The sequence below is a fragment of the Aeromonas sp. CD genome (assembly GCF_033349375.1).
GTDB lineage: Bacteria > Pseudomonadota > Gammaproteobacteria > Enterobacterales > Aeromonadaceae > Aeromonas > Aeromonas hydrophila.
In genome coordinates this window covers 1,964,302-1,985,424 of sequence record NZ_CP137631.1, presented here as the reverse complement: position 1 = coordinate 1,985,424, position 21,123 = coordinate 1,964,302, and the positions used below count along the sequence as shown (strand labels likewise).

General features: G+C 51.6%; 16 protein-coding genes and 3 pseudogenes. 2 read left to right on the top strand and 17 right to left on the bottom strand.

Annotated features, from left to right (window positions below):
* Positions 1-395 precede the first annotated feature (395 nt).
* The 6 genes from R2E40_RS09310 to hcp1 form a co-directional block, all read right to left on the bottom strand.
* Positions 396-1,766, bottom strand: a complete 1,371-nt coding sequence (locus R2E40_RS09310) for a tetratricopeptide repeat protein (RefSeq protein ID WP_318165544.1) — start codon at positions 1,764-1,766, stop codon at positions 396-398.
* A gap of 135 nt (positions 1,767-1,901) precedes the next feature.
* On the bottom strand, positions 1,902-2,447 hold the full coding sequence (locus R2E40_RS09305) for a hypothetical protein (protein ID WP_318165293.1): 546 nt from the start codon (positions 2,445-2,447) through the stop codon (positions 1,902-1,904).
* A gap of 123 nt (positions 2,448-2,570) precedes the next feature.
* Positions 2,571-3,560 (bottom strand): type VI secretion system immunity protein, encoded by a 990-nt coding sequence (locus R2E40_RS09300; RefSeq protein WP_318165292.1) that lies wholly within the window; start codon positions 3,558-3,560, stop codon positions 2,571-2,573.
* A 9-nt stretch (positions 3,561-3,569) separates the two neighbouring features.
* Positions 3,570-4,889 carry a type VI secretion system polymorphic nuclease effector gene (locus tag R2E40_RS09295; RefSeq protein ID WP_102988955.1) on the bottom strand — a complete coding sequence of 440 codons (1,320 nt, stop codon included), beginning with the start codon at positions 4,887-4,889 and terminating at the stop codon, positions 3,570-3,572.
* A 1-nt stretch (position 4,890) separates the two neighbouring features.
* Entirely contained in the window at positions 4,891-7,122 is a 2,232-nt protein-coding gene (vgrG, locus tag R2E40_RS09290) for a type VI secretion system effector VgrG (protein ID WP_318165291.1), read from the bottom strand.
* Positions 7,123-7,400: 278 nt separating this feature from the next.
* Positions 7,401-7,919: a type VI secretion system effector Hcp1 gene (hcp1, locus tag R2E40_RS09285; protein WP_010634822.1), complete on the bottom strand. Its 519-nt coding sequence runs from the start codon at positions 7,917-7,919 to the stop codon at positions 7,401-7,403.
* A gap of 731 nt (positions 7,920-8,650) precedes the next feature.
* Here hcp1 and R2E40_RS09280 point away from each other — a divergent pair.
* Positions 8,651-9,756 (top strand): annotated as a pseudogene (locus tag R2E40_RS09280) (IS3 family transposase).
* Here R2E40_RS09280 and R2E40_RS09275 read toward each other — a convergent pair.
* The 4 genes from R2E40_RS09275 to R2E40_RS09260 all read right to left on the bottom strand — a co-directional run bounded on the left by R2E40_RS09275 (position 9,749) and on the right by R2E40_RS09260 (position 12,276).
* On the bottom strand, positions 9,749-9,973 hold the full coding sequence (locus R2E40_RS09275; protein ID WP_318165290.1) for a hypothetical protein: 225 nt from the start codon (positions 9,971-9,973) through the stop codon (positions 9,749-9,751). The pseudogene R2E40_RS09280 and the gene R2E40_RS09275 overlap by 8 nt on opposite strands.
* A 585-nt stretch (positions 9,974-10,558) precedes the next feature.
* The gene (locus R2E40_RS09270; RefSeq protein ID WP_318165289.1) at positions 10,559-10,945 is read right to left on the bottom strand and encodes a DUF6985 domain-containing protein; all 387 of its coding nucleotides are present in this window, start codon (positions 10,943-10,945) and stop codon (positions 10,559-10,561) included.
* Positions 10,946-11,281: 336 nt separating this feature from the next.
* Positions 11,282-11,644, bottom strand: a complete 363-nt coding sequence (locus R2E40_RS09265; protein ID WP_318165288.1) for an Imm26 family immunity protein — start codon at positions 11,642-11,644, stop codon at positions 11,282-11,284.
* Positions 11,645-11,691: 47 nt separating this feature from the next.
* Positions 11,692-12,276: a hypothetical protein gene (locus R2E40_RS09260; RefSeq protein WP_318165287.1), complete on the bottom strand. Its 585-nt coding sequence runs from the start codon at positions 12,274-12,276 to the stop codon at positions 11,692-11,694.
* 195 nt (positions 12,277-12,471) lie between these two features.
* Here R2E40_RS09260 and R2E40_RS09255 point away from each other — a divergent pair.
* A pseudogene (locus tag R2E40_RS09255) lies at positions 12,472-13,336 on the top strand (IS5 family transposase).
* 31 nt (positions 13,337-13,367) lie between these two features.
* Here R2E40_RS09255 and R2E40_RS09250 read toward each other — a convergent pair.
* The 7 genes and pseudogenes from R2E40_RS09250 to R2E40_RS09220 all read right to left on the bottom strand — a co-directional run bounded on the left by R2E40_RS09250 (position 13,368) and on the right by R2E40_RS09220 (position 21,120).
* Complete coding sequence (locus R2E40_RS09250; RefSeq protein ID WP_318165286.1) at positions 13,368-14,123, bottom strand: RHS repeat domain-containing protein; 756 nt, start codon at positions 14,121-14,123, stop codon at positions 13,368-13,370.
* Positions 14,124-14,285: 162 nt separating this feature from the next.
* Positions 14,286-14,966 carry an Imm43 family immunity protein gene (locus R2E40_RS09245; RefSeq protein ID WP_029303276.1) on the bottom strand — a complete coding sequence of 227 codons (681 nt, stop codon included), beginning with the start codon at positions 14,964-14,966 and terminating at the stop codon, positions 14,286-14,288.
* Positions 14,967-15,016: 50 nt separating this feature from the next.
* Entirely contained in the window at positions 15,017-15,370 is a 354-nt protein-coding gene (locus R2E40_RS09240) for an AHH domain-containing protein (RefSeq protein ID WP_318165285.1), read from the bottom strand.
* A 57-nt stretch (positions 15,371-15,427) separates the two neighbouring features.
* A pseudogene (locus R2E40_RS09235) lies at positions 15,428-15,526 on the bottom strand (RHS repeat-associated core domain-containing protein); the annotation flags it as partial.
* A 62-nt stretch (positions 15,527-15,588) separates the two neighbouring features.
* On the bottom strand, positions 15,589-15,795 hold the full coding sequence (locus tag R2E40_RS09230) for a hypothetical protein (RefSeq protein WP_318165284.1): 207 nt from the start codon (positions 15,793-15,795) through the stop codon (positions 15,589-15,591).
* A gap of 103 nt (positions 15,796-15,898) precedes the next feature.
* Positions 15,899-16,216, bottom strand: a complete 318-nt coding sequence (locus R2E40_RS09225) for a hypothetical protein (RefSeq protein WP_139070627.1) — start codon at positions 16,214-16,216, stop codon at positions 15,899-15,901.
* Entirely contained in the window at positions 16,213-21,120 is a 4,908-nt protein-coding gene (locus R2E40_RS09220; RefSeq protein WP_318165283.1) for an RHS repeat-associated core domain-containing protein, read from the bottom strand. The genes R2E40_RS09225 and R2E40_RS09220 overlap by 4 nt, the downstream gene beginning before the upstream one ends.
* Between the last annotated feature and the right edge of the window lie 3 nt (positions 21,121-21,123).

Below are 21,123 nucleotides of genomic sequence, written 5' to 3'. Positions count from 1 at the left end.
TAGTCAATTGATTATTTATCAACGAAGAGACAGTGAAATACAAAAGCAAAGTAAAAACAGACAGTTACAATCAAATTAAGACAGTTTCATGTGATTATTGAAAATAGGCCTCACTCCCAGAAAAATAGATTCCAGAGTCATTAAATTTGAATGTTAGTGATTCATGCATCTCACCATGAACCAATGCGACAAAAATGGTCGCAACCAGACAAAAATATGTAACAAAAAATGACAATTCAAGAACAAAAAATCCCTTCATCATGCAAAACAATGAAGGGACTGAAGAACATAATATGCACGATGATGTCACCAGGATAAGCCGGCTTATATCAAGCACTCTGGGTCATCGACTGTTCAGGTAGCTTGTATACTCATCACTGTTGACAAGAAACAAACTAACTGTTCAATGTCTTCCCTTGGGCAAGCGCTACAAACCAATGCTGTGCAAGTTTCTGACCTGCGCTCTTCTCTTTTTCAGTCATACCTTTTTCAAGCTCGTCACGTGCTTCAGAAGCCTCACTATTTCCATCCGTGGCAGCAAGCAGATACCACGCATAAGCATGCAGTCTATTGCGTGGCGCCCCCAACCCCTGCTCTCGCATCATGCCCATGCGGTATTGGGCTGTTCGGTGCTGGGCATTGGCGGCCAGTCGATATTGTTTAAGCGCCTGCGGGTAGTCTTCCTTGCCGCCCAATCCCAGCCGTAACATCTCGCCATAGGCATAACGAGCATCGACGTTACCCTGCGCTGCTGCCAGAGCAAAATACTGGCGCGCTGTGACAAGATCCCCTTGTTCTTGCTGCCATTGCGCCAATGCCAGCTGAGCCTGGCTCAATCCCCCTTCTGCGGCACGTGTCAACCAATGTTCCCGCGCGGCGCTATCGCTCTGTTGCAGGCTCAATTGATATTCGGCCTCATGGGAACCACTGCCTGCGGCCAGCTCCAACCAATAGCGGCCAAGCGCAAGATCCTGGGCAACCAGATCACCAACCAGATAGGCTTGTCCCAACCACAACTGGGCCGGCGCAGCACCGGCATTGGCTGCTCGCTGATAGAGGCTGAGAGCCTCTTCAGGTGGTGCCTTGCGTGCCAACACCAACAAGGCTTCCGGCTGCTGCTGAGCGGCGGCTTTCTCATACCAGCGCAGGGCAAGATCGGGGCGCTTGCTCACCCCTTTTCCCTGCTCATAGCGAGCTCCAAGCTGGAATTGGGCATCCCGATTGCCTTGTTCGGCGGCTTTCTCCAGCCATTTGACGGCTTCCTCATCGGATCCCGCCTGACCTGCATACCATTGTCCAAGTATCAACTGGGCACTCGCATGATCGCGCTTGGCCGCCTGCTCGAACCAGTCGAGACACTCATTGGCCAGCTTGCCCTTGTGCTGTTGCCGACACTCCATCCCCAGCCGATAACTGGCATCCGGATTCCCCAACTTGGCCGAGCGCTGCCACCAGCCACTGGCCTGCTTGGGGCTCTTGGGCTCCCCCAGACCAGCCTGATACCAGTTCCCCACCTGCAGTGCAGCTTTGCCCCGCATGTCAGCATCTGCCGCCAGGGGGCCCGCCTGCTCGGCCGCCTGTTTCATCCAGCGCATCGCCTCGGGATAATCCGGCTTGGCCGCCAAACGATTGGCCAGCTCATATTGCGCCTTGCCCTGGCCCTGCTGAGCGGCTTGAAAGAGGTCGGATTCAGTCTGTGGTGTCGTAGTGGAACAAGCGGCTAGCCAATGGCTCGCCAGTACCAAACATAATGTGCGGTATGTCATCGTTTGTATCTGCAAATAATGAAGATGGAAGGGTGGCTGTGTACATAATTCTTGCTTACAACCAGATAGACTTTCTATTGCTTATCAACTTTTAAACAGACCTTATTCTGGACATTCCCATGGCGCCCAATAATCTTATTGCTCGTTCACATGATCCAGCTTGACCATAGCCAAACCCAGCTTGCGCCCCTCGTTTAACAGTTTATCGAGAACATCCGTTCGACAAATAAACCCTGTATATTGATCTGCATCTATATCCCAAAGCACGACTTCATATCCTCGCGCTTGCAGCCATATGTCATAAAGCACCAACATGTGCCAAACCGATGTATCCTCACCCGGTTCGGAGAAAATAAAATGTTCCTTGATGCCGTGGATATCCGCCAATGCGTTTCCCTGCAACTCAACTTCCTCGACGTCTCGCCAGTCAATATTGAGACACACCCAATGCTCATCAGAGTTGAATTCAACAAGTGCTGACACAATGCCACCCTGTAGATCATCGGTATGGGTATTCATCAGCGCGTTCAATCTGCCGACTCTGATCTCTTCAGGCAGAGGAGATAGTAAAATTGATAGAAGCCATTTCTTTCTTCGTCTTTCGACATAGACCATGGGAATCAACAGGGGTGACAAGATAATGACGGAGAGGAGCAGAAATAGTTTTTTTATCGCCTTCACCTTTCTTTCTCGATTTTTTCATACAGAGCCAAAGGGGCCAAGCAATACCACGGCAGCACCAAAACGATGTTCGGTTCGCGATGTATCGATCACGCAGACAATGCATGATCGATACACTGCGGACTACTCCTGTACCCAGAACAACATGTCATCCTTGTTGACATGGGTTTGGGAAGGTAAGCGCTGCCCTTTGCGAAGCTGCCACTGCTCATCGGTCAGGTTGCAGCGCCAGTTGCCATCCTGCTCCACCACGGAACCCGGCATGGCAATAGGATGTTGGGCTACTCGCAATGCCTGCCATTTCTCTGCAATACCATTGGCTCTGGCATAATCGACCAGATCCTTGGGGTAATAGCGCATATCTCGATAGCTGCTGTCATCCAGCTCATAAAGCAGGGTGACCAGCGCCGCTTCAAAAGCCCAATAGCCAAAGTAGATGGCATGCTTTGCCTTGTGCCTGTCGTGCCAATAGCACTCTTTACACCCTTTGTACCATCCTTTGAGATATTGCTTGATGCTCGCCTGACGCTCAACCTTGGTGGGATTCACACCATCTCCCTTGATGGCATCAAATAGCGGGCGGTACACCTCTGGAATATAGGATTCTGGACCTCGAGGGAAGCCAGGATAACCCAGGCGGGCCAACAGTACGCTCCACAGCGGGTCGTCGTCCCCTTCCGGATTCTTACTGATATAACGCACCAACTCGGGCAATATCTCATCCTGACCATAGAGGATGCTTAATGAGAACATCCAGAGCAGATATTGATAAGCATCTTGCTCCCAGTAATAAAAATGTTCATCTGGAAACTCTTTTTTATGGCGCAGCAGTTCTTTTTTTACTATCGAGAGGCATGCATTGATCTCTTCGTGGGATACGCCACCAGAATAAAGAAGAATTGCATGTTCCAAGTTGTCCATGAACATACTTTCGCTGGCCATGGAGCGGGTAGGACGTCGATGTGGATCACTCCAACGTTCATGTAAGGGATCGTTTATTTTAGCCCACCAACTTTGGTCAAAATATGATGACTCTTTATAATCCTCTATCTGCTCTAAAAAAAATGGCTCAGATAATAGTGGATCTCGACGCTGCTCAATAAACGAACTCATTCACTGCTCCTACTTGATCGAAATCGTACCTACGGCATTGGCTGACTTATCCAGCTTGGTTATCTGTATCACTTTACCAGATTCATCGACAATCATTAGCCAAGCCTCATAACCTTCATTTTTAAGATCTTTTAATATTTTCTTGTCCGTGATCTCATCGGGCAATCGCTTGTCTATCCACTGGCCGCTCATCTGCTTGCCCGACCCCTTGGTCATCGACAACAACTGGGTGCTCTTGGTGCCATCCCCGTCGATATACTCCCCCCCTGCCGTCCGAAACTTGGTCTCGGTCACCACGTAGGGAGGAGGAGGATTGGTATTCTTGTAGATACCATCGATACCCCGCCCTCTGGGCTTGTCATTCAGGCTACGTACCCGGCGATGTTCTGGCAACAGGTTCTCGAACTTGTGGTTTGCCATCCAGTTGTCGCTGATGATCTCACCATAAATCCCTTTCTTCGAGCGGCTCAAGATCTTGAGGTTCACTTTGACCACATCGTCCGGCAGCGGGTGGATAACGGTACCACCGGGCACGGCCTTGTAACCAGGGGCATGCTTGACCGCCTCTTTCTCCAATCCCGCGGCTATCTCATCGAGGGACTTGAGCACGGGCCCCATGGCGACAGGCAGCATCTGACCCGCCTGTGACTGCATCTGCAACACCAAACGCTGGGATTGCTCAAGCCAGATCCTGACTGAAGCAGGAGCCAATCCCTTGATCTTGCCGATCAAACTGGTCAGTGACTTGACTGCATCATTCAGATAACCCAGCAGCACGCTGACGGCAATCTGTCCTCTCAGCCCACGGATCTGGCCGGCAAATCCTTTCAGCACCTTGTCGAGGCGCGAAATACCCAGCACTTTCTTGACCTTGGGATCACTGAGAAACGTCAGCACGGGCGCCATTGCGGGTCTGATCGCCTTGCTGGCATCCCCACCCGCCTTGCGGACAAACAGGAAGATGATTTTCAACACCCCCTTGAGCGCAGAACCCAGTGACGGGATCAGACCTATCAGGGTAAAGCTCAGAAAAACCCACTTATCCGGCTGCTTGGGATCACGGGAAATATCCCGGGCATTGGCAATCAGATCGCGACAATCCAGCACCTGATCGACCACGGGAATAAGACCCAGCACCGCATTGGCGGCGATTTGTCCTGCGCTTTGATTGGGGTTGAAGTCACCCTGCAGGGCCTCCCAAATCCACTGCAGGCTGGAAGCAACCCCCTTTTTTACCGCCTCTGCACTTTGTTTGACATAGGCCGCGCCACCAGACACCGCCTTATCCAGGTGGTCATAGAGCTGTTCAAACAGATCGTTACCGAACATATCAGCCCTCGTCGCTCAGACTGTCGAGATGGCCGGTGAGGGCCGAGATGGGTTCACGGGGCAGATCGGCAAAAGTGTCCTGCAGGTCATAGGTCACTGAGGCGGTGCCAGCAGGCACATCCTCGAGCAGCGCCATGCCCTCACCATCCAGCGTGCCTTCCCGCACCGAACCATCGCTCAATACGGCCTTGTAGAGGGTGCCCGCCAGCGGCATCAGCTCGGAGTCGAGGTGATAAAACTTCATCCAGCGTGTGTGAGGGCTGTCCAGCATACCCTCGATGCTCTTGGGTACCTTGCCAGCCCAACCGGATCCAGAGCCTGCATTGCCACCCGAGTTCATCTTGATGGTGGGGCCGACCAGGGTGACACCGCCGCCATCAACCTTGATAAAGCAGCCGCCAACTTTGACGGTAATCTCAGAACCCGCTTCCAGCACCACCTTGGCACCGGCTTTGACGTGCACTTCCTGTCCCGCCTGGGTGAGCCAGCTCTGACCCAGCTTTTGATGCATGGAGGTATCCACGGTCAACGAGTAGTCGGCCTTGATATGGTCCCGCTTCTCTCCTTCAACGGTCAGATGATCGTTGCCAAGACTGGGCGGGGTCCCCTCCTCACCCGGCACCTTCCTGACACGGGTCACCCGCTCGTTGTCGATATCGGTGTGCTGGTCGTGTTTGATGTGCCAGGCAGCATCGTTCTCGATAAGCACGTTCAGGTCTTTCTGACCGTGGATGTAAATCTCTTCCTGCCCCGCCTGGTCTTCAAAGCGCAGCTCGTTGAAACCCTCCCCCTGATGAGTCTCGGTACGCAGCACGGTGCGGGTCTTGTTGGCCGGCAACTCGTACGGCGGCCGGTTGGTGGCGTGATAGGTGCGACCGGTCACGATGGGCTGGTCCGGGTCCCCCTCCAGGAATGACACGATGACCTCGTGGCCGATGCGCGGGATGGCCATCATGCCGTGCTGACCGCCGGCCCAGCCTTGCGAGACTCGTACCCAGCAGGAGCTCTGGTCGTTGGCGCTGCCATATCTATCCCATGGAAACTGCAGCTTGACCCGGCCGTGCTCGTCACAGTAAATCTCCTCCCCTTCGGGGCCCACCACCATGGCGATTTGCGGGCCATCCACCATCGGCTTGTGAGGGGCTTCCGGGCTGCCAATGCGCGCCCGCCAAGTGGTGCTCGCTTTCACCACCCCGAATTCGTTGTGGTAGACGGTCGGGCCGCTGCCGCCTTCTTCTTCCAAGGCCTGGGGTTGTTCACCGGTGTGACGGATACGCACGATTTGCCAGTCGGTGTTGAGGCTGCCGTTGGGGTGTTCGGTCAGCGAGAAGCTTTGCCCTGGCAGCAAGGCGGCACAGTTGGACTTAGCCTGGCCCGCCACGGCGTCATTGCGCAGCGCATCCAGTCGGTGCTGGGCAAACGCCTTGCCGCTCGGGTCCTGCTTGTAACGGCCCGGGAAGTCGAAGTGCTGGTAGGTGTCGCGCTGGTGCTCGAGCTCCGCCCCCACCTTCTTGTGGGAGAGACCGTAGGCCGGGGTCTTGAAGCTGTAGTCTTTGAGCTCCACATCGCTCGGGCGCACCGCCTCCCGGTAGTGGAACTGGCGCACATAGGGGCCTTGCTCGAGGGAACGGTTACCGAGGTTGAAGAACAGCTCGGGGCCGGCGGTCAAGGCGGCTGCGTCGTCGGCAAACACAATGCGGTGCTTGCCCGCATCAAACTCGTGGAAGTAGAACATCCCCTCTTCGGCGGCGAGGCGATTTACGAAATCGAGGTCGGTCTCGCGATACTGCACGCAGTACTCCCGCTTGGCATGCTCATTTTTCAGGGCAAACGCATAGTCGGTGATGCCGTGCTCTTGCAACAGGATGGAGAGAATTTCATCGGGCTTCTGCGCCTGGAAGATGCGGGAGTTCTGGCGAAGTGACAGCCGCCACAATGTCGGCTGCACCAGCAGCTGATAGCGGGTGCGGCGAAAACCGCTGTCACCCTGCGCGAAGTCACTGACCACCCCGCACACCCGCCGCTGCAGCTCACCGTTGTACCACACCAGCAGCTCGCACGGCTGGTCCAGCACGGCACCAAAGTCGATGTCGGGTTGGCTGCTTGCCAGCTCCAGACGCAGGTTGAACGGCCGGTTGAGCCCTTCATCCAGCGCAAACTCGGCCACCACGAAGGTGCTCTCGGGCAGGGCCCCCACCTTGACGGTAAATTGTAATCCTGTGCTGTCTGCCATCGCTGAGCGCCTCTGAGATGTCATGTAGCCCCATCAGGCGGGGCACTGCAAGCCGGGTGAGAGATCCGCCATCGCCCCGGTTTTTCTGACACCATGGCTACCGCACGCCCTTGACGGCGTGCGGCAAGACGTAAACCCGGATTTTTTCTTGTACCCGCTCACACCAGGCAAACGGACATAAGAAAAATGAGGGGGAAACAAGCTGACTCGGTTGAAAGCAACGGGCTATGCGTTAAGAAAACAAGGGGCACCGCACGCAGAGCCCCCTGATGGGCAAGTTACGCCTCGATCGGCGCACGCCAGTCGTCCGCACCGGAAGTGCCGGCAACTGTGTGTTCCCAATCGATTTTGCGGTAGGCCAGAGAGACCTGGATCAGCTGGGTGAAGTCAGACTTCGCCGGATCCTGGCAGTGCGGCATCTGGCAGTCGATGTCAACGATGGTGGCATCGGTCAGCACGGTAGAGAAGAAGTGCTCCTGCTTGCCCTCGACGGAGGTGCGGTACCACTTCAGGGTCACTTTCGGCAGCATTTCGCCGGAGGCCAGCGAGTTGTACATCAACGGTACAGCTTTGTTCAGCGCAACGGTGAACTTGAACGGCTTGTGGACACGCTGACCAGCAGGCTGACCGGATTGCGGGTCAGTCGGCACGGTCACGACGTGCTGGAACTCTTGTACCAGCATCTCGTCTTCGTGACCCTGCACGAAGATGTTGCCGACGGAATCGGAAGTGAAGGCACCGGCGGTAATGTTGCCCTGGGTTTTACCTTCGATGCTGATATAACATGGAGTTGGCATAGGTATGCTCCTGATTGGTTGAACGGTAATGACACTCGACCGAATCCGTTAGCAGTGACCATGCCAAACTAATTTTTTGTTAAAAAACAAACAATTAAAACAACTCCTAACTTGCACCATCGCCATACGGCGCAATAAGTTGCGCATTTAACATATAAACCCACCAGTCTTTGCATAACCAGCACCAATCACTGAGTAAATGGCAATCCATTGCGCAGAGCAGAGTTTATCCCTACCTCTCACCTATTATCCGGCGATCACTTACTGAAGATAGGCACTTGGCCAATCAAAGCGTGGGCGACCACAGACTTTCATCTTTGGCAGATGATAAACAGAAACATAACTGGGACAGAGCTGTAAAAAATAGGGCTGCTTGGCAATCTTCCCCAGCATTAAGCTAAGACCCCATGCACAACATCATCCGGTATCGAACTGACTACATACGCAAATAAACAATCGACCATCGGGCCGATTGCTTGGATAGCGTGATATGGCTAGCTAGGAAGATGCGTAGCAGGGCAATCTGCCACTGAACTCATGGCTTGGGCTCTATGTCCCCTGCCCTTCGCATCGACATTGACATTGACATTGACATCGACATCGACATCGACAGATATATCACTGGCCAGAAACGTAAAAGCCAGACCATCCTGTTGGGTTTGCAAATTGGGCGATATCATCCTGGACACCGTTTTAGGTGGTACAGTCGCCACCATGACCAAAGGTGTTCAATGACAAGCTTGCGTCGCTCATTCACTGCCGAGTTCAAGCAGAAAGCCGCATCCCTGGTGTTCGACCACGTCTACTCAGTCCCCAAGAAGAATGTCTGTGGAACAGTGCTTCACCGATGGGTTCAGTAACTTCAATCCGAGCGAACGGGTACAACCCCTATCAGCAAGACTCTGGCTACAGGGCAACAGAAAATCCAGGAGCTGGAAGCCCGCATCTACCGGCTTGAACGCGAAACGACCACTCTACAAAAGGCTACTGCTCTCTTGATGGTGGACGAGCTCGAACGTACACGCTGATAGACCGATTAAGAGAGCAAGCTCCCCCTGGTCTGCTGCGCTTTCGACATACCCATACGACTATCTCGCTCGCAAGCGCACAATTAACCGTGAGGGGTGCAGCAACGAAGCGAACTATGACGCCTCGGTGCTCCGCTGGTAGCGGGGCTTTGACGTCGATGATACGGGTATTCGGGCATCTGCTTGGCCGATTCAAAGTGCATCGCTTGATGAAGGAGACCTGTTTGGTCTCCAAACAACCGGGAACCCACCACTATCAGGTACACGGTCTTAACGACAGGATATTCACAATCTTCTGGTGCGTGAATGTGACGTCCAACAACCCAATCAGGTACGGTGCGGCGATATTACATACGTATGGGCTGGTGGCCACCGACATTACCTGACCGCGGTTCTTGCGGATCGTGGGCTGGGCGACGTCTGATAAGCCTGATGCAGAGCTGGCAATCAAAGCACTGGAGATGGCCTATCAGCAACGGGGTTGTCCATCTGGCGTGCTGTTTCACTCCGACCAGGGCAACCAATACGGCAGTCGGGCATTTCGGCAACTGTTGTGGTGCTCTCCATGGCCCAGAGCATGAGCCAGGGTGACAACTACTGGGACAATGCGCCGATGGAGCAGTTGTTCAGGAAGCTTGAAGACGGGGTGGCTTCGAGCGACGGGTTATATGAGCCTGCGAGAAGCAAAACGGAATATCAGCAACTACCTGATGGATTATTACAACCGGCAGCAACCACATCAACACAATGATGGGATACCGCCAACAGAGGCCGAGCATCGGCTTAACTGTGTGTCCGGATTTATTTGACCACCACACATCTCCTTGACAAAGTAATAAAACAACCTCCCCAAAAGGCCCATATATTACCACCAGTGATACGGCACTTATCCCTAAAGCTTAGCTTTTTAAATCTCTCCGCTTTAATTATCTCATCTCTACCTAAGTCATCAGCCCCTAATTCACGATAAAACTGAAAGCGAGCCTTCCACTTTTTGCTTACATTTGAATCATCAATATTCATCATCGTTCTATCCATTAATTATTGTGTCAATGTGGTATCAAGAGAAGTAACTAAGTCAACGTGCATCCAGTAAGATGCCAAGCATGTGTTCTAGGTTACGCAGAGCTCACAGGCCTTCATCACGTAATGTTCCCATCCGGTATTGAACCATACCTTCACCTTGCTTATGCTATAACTCCATCAGCTCAAACCACACTTGGGTATCAACATTCTCGGTAACCCGAGTTAACGACTCAATCGACTGCCGCTGATCTACCTGCTGCAAGTTCAGTTGATACTGAGCCCGATGGACCGGCTAACAACATCAGCCATATAGCTCTATATTTCATGGAGAAATTTCTTTGCTGAGTGCAAAAATGATATGGCGCCCTCCCGAGCCATTAGCCTTTTTCATCAGGTGTTTGAATTAACACTTCGCTATTTAATAAAGAATGAAAGACGCTGTTTGTAAGGTTGGCGATTTAAATGGTTGGCTATAAAACATAGCCATACTCACAACACATTACTACCAAATAAACATCTTGATATTACGGCAACATCTAAACTTGAAAACGAAACACAAAAACGTTCCCATTAGATATCCGTGAATCATAAGAATGCTGTTTCGGCAGAACCAACTTTAATAACCACACCGTCTTTATTTATCCTTACACCAATACCATGTTCAGGGTCTTCCCGGCAATCGAATAACAGCCCAAACTCTCTCTCTACATTGTGAAATGTGTAAATTTTCATCAACTCTAAACTATGATCATCAGACTGATACTTTTGGCGCACATATTCATCTATACTGGCGATCACGGTTTGATGAATTTCTATTTGGTTTTTATAAATAAAACGCACATCTTCTTTGAACTTCTCATATAGTTCGTAGTGTTCAAGGTTGATGACTTGAATTGATTTGCTACCAAAAGCCCTCAAAAGTAGATAGCAACAAACTCCCTCATCATCCTCATAAAAACCTACTGCCCCCATGAATACCTCCACAAATCACTAACTATATATTTTTAATTTTTTAGAAAAGTCTTATCTTATATATTTGTGCATATCTCTCAACTGGCTTAAATGGCAGATATGCAATAGAGATTTTCCCACAATCGTCATCTGCATTACTTCCTCATGACTATAATTGAATCATTCCTTGAAAACCAGCATAATGCCGGCATGAATACATGGCTATATAGTCATCTCTTATTTTTTTAATTCTTATCGATTTTTCAAGTTTGTGGACTATCCTTTGTTCAATTTGCACTGCTGGCCAAATAATATACTCTTCAAAATCATGGCAATTGGAGTCATCTATAGGTATCTCTACTCCTCCTTTCCAAATCGAGCGATTATCTCGAGGACCAATAAGAAAAGTGATTTCACTATAATGTGAATCTCTTTCCTTTTCGTAATCATTAGCCTCCATCTTTTCTTTTTAATAGCTTCACCAGCGACAGCAACGAGATTGAAAAGGCGAGAAGAATTAATAATTTCAGAAAGGGACATATCTATGCCACCTTGAGTATTAAACACTTCGATGATAAGGCCGCTCCCCCCTCTATCCTCAATTCCCCTAGCAAAACAGAATGTCATTCCTTCCTTAGTAAAATCATAACGATAAAAACTTTCCAGCCCACTAACACCCGTTAAAAACAACGGAATTGAGTATACATCGCCAGCTTTCACGCCCCCCCTTCTTAGGGTCAATCACATCAACTAAAAACCAGCTGGAATCATACTCCAACAAGATTATCACTCGTAACTTTGATGTATCCCTTAGGAGGTGGTGGCAGTTCAGGGTACAATATTGTTTTTTGCTTATCCCAGTTGATTCCAGTTTTATAGTAGTTGCTAATGCGCTCTAATAAAATGTCTGGCTTCCCAACCATCCCATGATGCTCAAATGAGTAGAGGATATCACGATGTTTTTCAGCGCTCAATAAAGGCACTATAATATCCACATTATTTGGATCATATATTTTATCATGTTTCTCCAGCCTTAGGCCAGGTAGCCCTGTAGATGGCCTTACCTCTAAACTGAATGCTAAACTCATTGAAGGCTGTGGTCTATCGTTGACTTTAACTATATTTGTCACATGCATTGAGAATAGCTTTAATAGCCTATGTGCCGCAACCACAATGGTGAATAAGATGGGGGCCGCGCTGAGATCTTCACCTTCCCATGAGTTATTTTTTCTCAGGTTGTCGAAGACATCCATACAATGATCGTCTCTAAGTTGAGCCAAAACGTATCCATATTCCGGCACTTCAATAGAGAAAACAGTATCAACTTGTAAATCTTTTTTCCTAACGATCATATTAGCCTCCCCTCTTAACACCCTTTTTAGGTGGTTTGTTGTTGTGCTCATCCGCCTTACGTAAATACTCATCCCTTCTAGGGTTGTTTGGACCTACAGTGTGTTGTTTGATGTTCCATCTAATCCACCTAGGCTATGTTCTTAAAGTGATGAATATATAATCTCAATTCTTCTCAACAGCTTAAGACCTATGCAGTGCCCTGTCGTTACCAGTTGACCGATGCACAATGGGGGCTTATCGAGCTCCTGTTTCTATGCCGCCGCATAAGCGGACGCCCTACTCGTGAGCCACGCCAAGTGCTTGATGGAATTCTCTGGATACTTCACACCAGCGCACCTTGGCGAGATCTGCCAGAACGTTTCGGCCCATGGAGCTCGGTCTACAACACCTTTCGACGTTGGCTGAGGGCAGGCCGTATCGATGCCATCCTTGCTGCGCTGCAACTGCATCTCAATAAAGAAGGGCTTATCGACTTCGACCTGTGGTGCATTGACGGCTCCAATGTCTGGGCATCCAAAGATGCTGCCGGAGCGCGTAAAAAAACACTCCGGTGAATCAAGCTCTTGATCGCTCTCGTGGTGGTTTTGGCAGCAAAATTCACTTGGTCACTGATGGTAATGGTTTACCGCTGGGGTTCTGCCTTTCGCCGGGGCAATCAGCGGAAATCAGATATGCGACAAGTGCGTTGGCCATGGCAAGGATCCCGACTTCATCAGGCCGTTATCGCACTCGGCCAACACATCTTGCCGCAGATAAGGCCTATAGCAGCAGGGCTTTGCGGGCAGAACTCCGGCGCAGAAAGATAAAAGCGGTCATCCCGCAACGCAGCGACCAGCAACAGCAACAGCAACAGCAACATAAGGGACGTCCACTGGTGTTAGACAAAGCTCGTTACCGTAGGAGAAATGTGGTCGAACGGTGCTTCGGATGGCTGAAGAAGTTTCGCCGATTCTCAACGAGGTATGAAAGCTGGCGGGAAGTTTTGCTGCTTTTATCAAGCTGGCTTTCTGCCTTCGTTACTTACGGGAACTATTGGTGGACAGAAAACCAGCATTTTGAGAACACAGCCTAGTGCAGCCCCGTCTCCTGGTCATAAACCTGCCCCCTGATAGCGCAATTCGCAGTAGGTTTCTTCGTTAGCTGCATCCCCAAGGAAGCGCCTGAGCAGTTGCGGGATAACATCGGCGCGATAGTTGCCCCACAGCCGCTGTTCACCACGCCAGATAATGTCACCGGCTTCGCTGCACAGCTCGCGGGCGGTGCCCGCCACGTCCGTCACGATATAGTGCAGACGCTCGTCCTGCTCACCAGCTTCCCACTGGGCAAGCGGCCTGAAACTGCCCGGCTCATAGACCCACTGCACCTGACGGGCGGCGTTACCATCGGCCCGGTAGCTTTGTTGCTGCACCAGCTGGTCACCGTCCCAGCGATAGTGGACGCGGGTTATTGCGGTAAGTTGGCTCACCTGCCCCTCCCGCTCCTTGCCGATACGCCGACCAAAGGGGTCGTAGCGGTAACGCCAGCGGCTGCCATCGGGCAAAATGACCCGTTGCAGGCGGTCAAAGCCATCCCACTCAAATTGGGTGGTCTGAGGCCGGAAACCGGGGCGTGATACCACCTTCTCACTGAGCCGCCCGCACTTGTCGTAGCGGTATTGATTGGGCCCTATCTGACTGACCCGGCCCGCTGCGTCATAACGACGCAAGGGCTCGGCCTGCGCCTGCTGGCTGGACAGCGGTTGCCCATCGCTGGACAGAATATGGGAGAGCTCGCAGAGGTTCAGCTCGCTGTCATAGCCAAACAGCCGGGCCTGACGCTCGTGGCCGCGCTTGCTGCGCTCGGCCACCACTTGACCGTTACCATTGAGCTTCCAGCCTTACTCATACCGGTTACTTGTAAAAAAACGCCAGCGTGATATTGGCGTTGGATTTAATAAAAATCATGTTTTATGTTCATTTAAGACTCAACCATAAACATATTCAACTACGCATGTGTGCAGAAGGATTATTTACGGCATCCTCCTTTTTATTTTCGGCAATAGTTCCTCTATGGTTCTTCCGTATGCTTTACAATATTCAGAGAAACCATTTTGCAATGGGATTATTTTAAATCCTTTTAATGCTGCGTCTTCAAGAGCAATCTTAACTCTCTCATTGATAATGATAAAACGACCTAAATAGCTTGTATCTAGGAATTGAAAATAGTCATACTGTGCGACAGCATCAGTTAATATTATTTCACCTAGTGGCACCAATTCTTTTCTTCTGCCCTCTGCATGAACAGACTTGTCCTTATCATAAAATGAGAAGTTATTATCCAATTGATTTCCTTTATCCCATCTTCCTCTGAAAAATGCAATATAGTTAAATTTTAGAGGCTGTTCTATGCCCGCCATCCAAATCGACAATGGCTTGACGATAGAGGGAGACGATCTAAAAGTCTGCATGACAGATGCGAATCTTTCAGAGAATAAATGACCGTCATGTTCTCTATAGTCGAAAAATAAATCCTCATGTTCATCAAAATTTAGATAAACCTTGCTGTTAATGATTTTATCCGTATCATGCGGGAAGGACACTGTACCTGATGACTCGAAAGGAATGTTTCTCCCAGGCATGACATCAAGGACGCCGGGTAAAAACTTGGTCTCAGTATAATCATTCATCAAGAAGAAATATTTTTCTTTCATTAATCGAGCCTCCCCATGCAATTCTTAGACACATTCCCAGACCATATATCTCATTTCAATTGCATTTGCTCTTTTCTGACGGCTATTCTAGCTTCATCTTTAGACAAGACTCCAGCTTTATATTCATCTCTAATCGTCGTTATTCTATTATTTACGTCCTTACTATATGTATCATGCTTTGAGCTGTGGAAAACAGGCATCCCCTTGCCTACATCGTTTTTAAACGCCGATTCACTACCAGGAATAAAAATCCCGTTCTCAATACTATCACGCCTACCACCAAGGCCTATTTCCTTGGAAAAGCTCTTGTTACTTTCCCATACTTTAACAGGTATTACATGGTGAGCAGATAGCTGGTCTCCCGCTACACCGCCCATATTTTTATTTAGCAGCGTACTATTCAAGCCAAGTGGATCCACCCACTCCAGCGGGTTATGTACATATCCTTGGGGCCTCAGCCCCCCCGCAAAACCTATCGGGTCTGGCGAGATATACTGCCCCAATTCCGGGTCAAAGTAACGGTGTCGGTTGTAGTAAAGCCCCGTCTCCTGGTCATAAATCTGCCCCTGATAGCGCAGCTCGCAGTAAGTCTCTTCGTTTGCCGCATCCCCAAGGAAGCGTCTTAGATGTAGCGGTATTGATTGGGCCCTATCTGGCTGACCCGGCCCGCAGCGTCATAACGGCGCAGGGGCTCAGCCTGAGCCTGCTGGTTGGACAGCGGTTGCCCATCGCTGGGCAGGATATGGGAGAGCTCGCAGAGGTTCAGCTCGCTGCCATAGCCAAACAGCCGGGCCTGACGCTCGTGGCCGCGCTTGCTGCGCTCGGCCACCACCTGACCGTTGCCATTGAGTTTCTGACCTCACTCGTACCCGTTGCTTGTAAAAAAACACCGGCACTATGCCGGTGTAAGGTGATAACTATGACTGTACATTTTATAGTGTGATATATGCATCATTCTCCATATAAAAGAGAAACGCTTTCATATACATATCGTCTGGCACCTTTCCCTTCATCTGCATCTCAATGTTTCTACAAATGGATTGAACTGTTTGCACTGAAAGCAAATATTTATATCCATTTTCAATAGCAAAAGCAGGTTCATCCACATCATCATCCTCAATATCATCAGGATCTAGCGCGATTGTGGGTAAATTTGGTGTCAAAGCCTCATTCTGTGGGACATATACTGCGTAAGCCCAAGGATAACTATGGCTAGTTTTAATAAAATTTATTAATTCACATGTTTTCAATTTCTGCCTCCTCCCCAGTTTTGCATACCGCCTTTACCATTGGGATGTAAAGAGCTCTGCACGACTCCCGGAGATTGATGTTGTGCCATTGGGATAAGTTGCATGACACCTTCCCTCTCTGGATGATGATGCCATGTTAACTCTGCGACTGGAGCTCTTCTAGGATAAGCACCTCTAGGCCCAGGTTTAACCCCATCCATAATACCGGGATATTGTTTTTCAAGTGCGTTAGCAAAACTAGAATCTTTTTGCATCGCTTCATGAAGCTGTCTGTTTGCTTCTTGGAAATGTTTTTTATCTGATACTCCTGGATAAAACTCCCCTTTATCCATTTTAACTTCATAAGCAACAGAATAGTGCGTACTCTTCAGTGGTCGTCCCGAAGCATCCACCTCACATCCCGCCAACCCCAGCGGATCTACCCACTCTAACGGATTATGCACATACCCCTGTGGCCTCAGCCCTCCCGCAAAACCTATCGGGTCTGGCGAGATATATTGCCCCAACTCCGGGTCAAAGTAACGGTGCCGGTTGTAATACAGCCCCGTCTCCTGGTCATAAATCTGACCCTGATAGCGCAACTCACAGTAGGTCTCTTCGTTGGCCGCATCCCCAAGGAAGCGCCTGAGCAGTTGCGGGATAACATCGGCGCGATAGTTGCCCCACAGCCGCTGTTCACCACGCCAGATAATGTCACCGGCTTCGCTGCACAGCTCGCGGGCGGTGCCCGCCACGTCCGTCACGATATAGTGCAGACGCTCGTCCTGCTCACCAGCTTCCCACTGGGCAAGCGGCCTGAAACTGCCCGGCTCATAGACCCACTGCACCTGACGGGCGGCGTTACCATCGGCCCGGTAGCTTTGTTGCTGCACCAGCTGGTCACCGTCCCAGCGATAGTGGACGCGGGTTATTGCGGTAAGTTGGCTCACCTGCCCCTCCCGCTCCTTGCCGATACGCCGACCAAAGGGGTCGTAGCGGTAACGCCAGCGGCTGCCATCGGGCAAAATGACCCGTTGCAGGCGGTCAAAGCCATCCCACTCAAATTGGGTGGTCTGAGGCCGGAAACCGGGGTGTGATACCACCTTCTCACTGAGCCGCCCGCACTTGTCGTAGCGGTATTGATTGGGCCCTATCTGACTGACCCGGCCCGCTGCGTCATAACGACGCAAGGGCTCGGCCTGCGCCTGCTGGCTGGACAGCGGTTGCCCATCGCTGGACAGAATATGGGAGAGCTCGCAGAGGTTCAGCTCGCTGTCATAGCCAAACAGCCGGGCCTGACGCTCGTGGCCGCGCTTGCTGCGCTCTGCCACCACTTGACCGTTACCATTGAGCTTCCAGCCCTGTTCGCCCCAGTGGCTGTCGTTAATCCCAACCAGGCGGTCGAGGGCATCATACTGGTAGTGACGCGACAGGGTGTCGGGCACAGCGCCACTCGCCGGCACCAGGGACTGAGAGAGCAAAAGCCCGGTGGCGCTCCACCCCTGATTGAGGGCAAAACCGGCCTCGCTCTGGCGCACCTGCTCGCGCCCTTGCCGGTCGTGGGCAAACTGCAGGGGCTGGCGGCTGCCCACTGTGAGCTGGGTCAGTCGCCCTTGTTGCCAAACCAGCCCCAGCGGCGCCAGCAAGCCGGTAATGACCTCACGCTGGCCAGCCTCGCCATAATGGCTCTCTATCGTCTCGCCATTGACGCGCTCACAGACCATCCGGCCCAATGCATCCCACTCGTATTCCACCACCGCATCGGCGTTGCTGGCCTGCAGCAGACGACCGGCGGCATCATAGGAAAAGTGGGTTTCACTCTCTTTTGCCCTCGCCGTCGGGTCACTATGCTCGCCCTGGGCACGCCAGGCTTCAATTCGAGCCAGTCGCCCCAACACATCATAGTGATAGTGCAGCTCGCGATTATCCGGTGCCCGGCGCAGTACCAACTGCCCCGCCACATCGTAACGGTAGTCATAGCGACGCCCGTCATAGTGCACTTCCGTTGCGACCCGGCCGCAGGCATCAAAGTCATAACGCCAGTGATGCCCCTGACTGTTGGTGACACCGGCAAACTCGCTCTCGGCGTTGTAGTGATAGCGGGTGGTGGCACCCAGCGGGTCGGTTACGCTCTGAAGGTTGTCAAAGGCGCCATAGGTCAATTGGTGGTGATGGCCCAGCGCATCGGTCAGCCGAACCAGATTGCCTTCGATGTCGTAATCAAAGCGACTCTCGGTACCATCTTCATAGATGACCTTGCTGGGTTGCCGGGCGTGGTGACGATACTCCCAGCGACGTACCAGAGCGCCTTGTTCGCCCTCCTGATAACGGGCGACCAGACGGTCTTGCTGGTCATAGACAAACCGCCAGGGAGCACCGTTAGCTGGCTCGTAACGAACCGGCAAACCTTGCTCCCCATAATGCCACTGGCTGCGTTGACCGACCGGGTCGGTCACCGCAGCTAGCAACCCCTGAGGAGTATATTCATGACGCCAGCACTGACCCAGCGGGTTAGTCACCTCCTCAACGAGCCCCTGAGGGTTATAGCTGTATTGCCAAGGCTGACCGTTCGGGTCGATATAGGCCAGCAGCCTGCCCGCGTCATCGTAGCCATAACGGTGGGCACTGCCATCGGGCAAGGTCACGCACGTCACTTGACCCCACGCGTTGCGTTCAAACTCGGTGCGTTGGCCCAGGGGGTTGACCAGTGCCGCCAACTGATTGTTCAACCATTCAAAGCGGGTCTCGCCGCCATCCGGCTCACGGCGCAGCAGGATATTGTTGCGCTCATCGCGCACATAGGCGGTGACGCCACCAAAAGCGCTGTGGTAATAGCTGGTGAGATTGGCATCGTCATAACTGAAATGATCTTTCCAATAGTCGCCTGCACAGCGGTTGGCCAGACAACGGCCTTGCGAGTCATAGTCGTGTTCGACCCAGGTTTGGGCCAGGTCACTCCAACGGGTGAGCCACCCTTGCGGTGAGTATTGGTAATCAAAGCTGCGCCCGGCACCGGCTCTGACCCGCAACAAGGCGCCGCTGTCGTCATATTCATAACGGGACAGCTCGCGAGGTGGGTCAAACTCTGACACCACCAGGGTAAGCGCAGATACATTGCGCCCCTGATGGCTGACCCGAATATGGCGACCATCGGCCAACAAGACGCGCACCAGGCGGCCCCGCTCCCACACCCAACGCACCCGGTTGCCACTGGCATCACTCATGGATGTGAGATAAAGGTGGGGGCCACGGGCATGCTCGAAGCCATAACGACGACCATCCAGATGGTGCAGTTGCAGCAGACCGTTGATACGGGTCAGCCGCCACTCGGGGTTGGAGGGGCTGTGTGCCCACTCACCTTCGTCAGGCAGGGTAAAGAAGGCCTGGTTGAACTCGCCATCGGTGAAGATGACCATGCCCTCTTGCAGCTCGAGCGACATGTCCCATTCTGTGCGCCAGAGAGTCCCCAAAATACCCGGACGACGTTGCCCGCCAGAGCGGTAGTAACGGGCCAATCCGACCGGCAACAAGCTGGCCAGGCGCCAATCTTCGCGCTGTTCAAACACGAAACCGGTGGCCATATCGACCGGGTCACTAGCGCATTGTGTATTTTTTGACACGGCACAGTTATTACCATCAGCCTGCCCGGTTTGGGTTGTTTCGACGGGTGGTTTATCAGCATGCCTGTCACCTGTGTTACGACCGGCGTTGACGCTATTGGGTGGCGCATCGACCAGTTTGCTTTTAGGCGAGCCCGTCACGCGAGTCACCACCTTGCCAATAAATTCGTTAAATTTCGCAGCGATATAAGCAAGTGATGCGTCAAACTTTGCCGAGAGATTTTCCAGGGCATGGATAATTCCGGTGATTTGCTCCTTCATCATGGCAATTAGCCAGCGGTTGCTGGCCGGGTCTATCAGCATTTTCTTCAATGCTGCAATCACCTGCTGCAAAATAGCTTTGGCTTGTTGACCATATGTCGCTATCTCGGCACGCAGCTCCATCAATCCTTTAATCAGGTTGCCATTGGAAAGACTACGAATGATTCGTATCGCCTTCTGGATTTCTTTCACATCCGCCAATGCCCTGATAATGGCTCGTCCACTGATTTTGATGGCATCCCCAAAGCCTGGAATAATGCCAATCAGGCACAGCGCGCCTTCTGCGAGATGCATATTATCATCGAGCTTTGCCGGCTCCTTGTAGGAGACATAACCCCACTCACCGATGGAATAGAGGTCGATGACCTGACCGACCACAGGTACAAACCCGAGTAAAACCTCACACACCAGGAGCACAGCTTCATTGCTACTGGCCTTGTCACCCAATTCAGCGGCAAGACTATGGTGTATCTTGTTGACCGCCACTTTGAGCTCGCGGCTGCCTTTGTTAATTTTTTTATCCAGCGCCCAAAAGCGCTTGTAAGCCTGGTTGTACTTATCCGGGACACTATTGAAAATTCCACCGAGCATGCCGACGTTATCGACATCTACCTCATCTGCATCACTGTCAGAGGCGTCATACTCAATCAATCCTTGCTGACGCAAAATGAGAAACAGTGTGAAGTATTCCCCAGCCAACGCAGCATAAGCGGGGTTGGATTGAAACACCGGGTTATTTTGCACAGTTTCCTGAGGTTTGAAATCATCGCTACCTTCGTCAAGTAACAACTCAAAGGTTTCGCAGCCCATATCATAAATTCGGCATAATCCCTTGCTATCGGTTTTGCCTTTAATAACAGTGCCATTACTGTCGGTCAGGACAAATGGCGCATTAGGAACGGGTTTACCATCATCATAGTGATAATGAATGGTGACTTCGCAACCACATTTTACGCAACCACCAGAGATGATGTTATCTGTCGAAAAATTCTGTTTGGCAGCTTCATCGCTGGACAGCAAACTAGCCGTTTTATTTTTATTCATGAT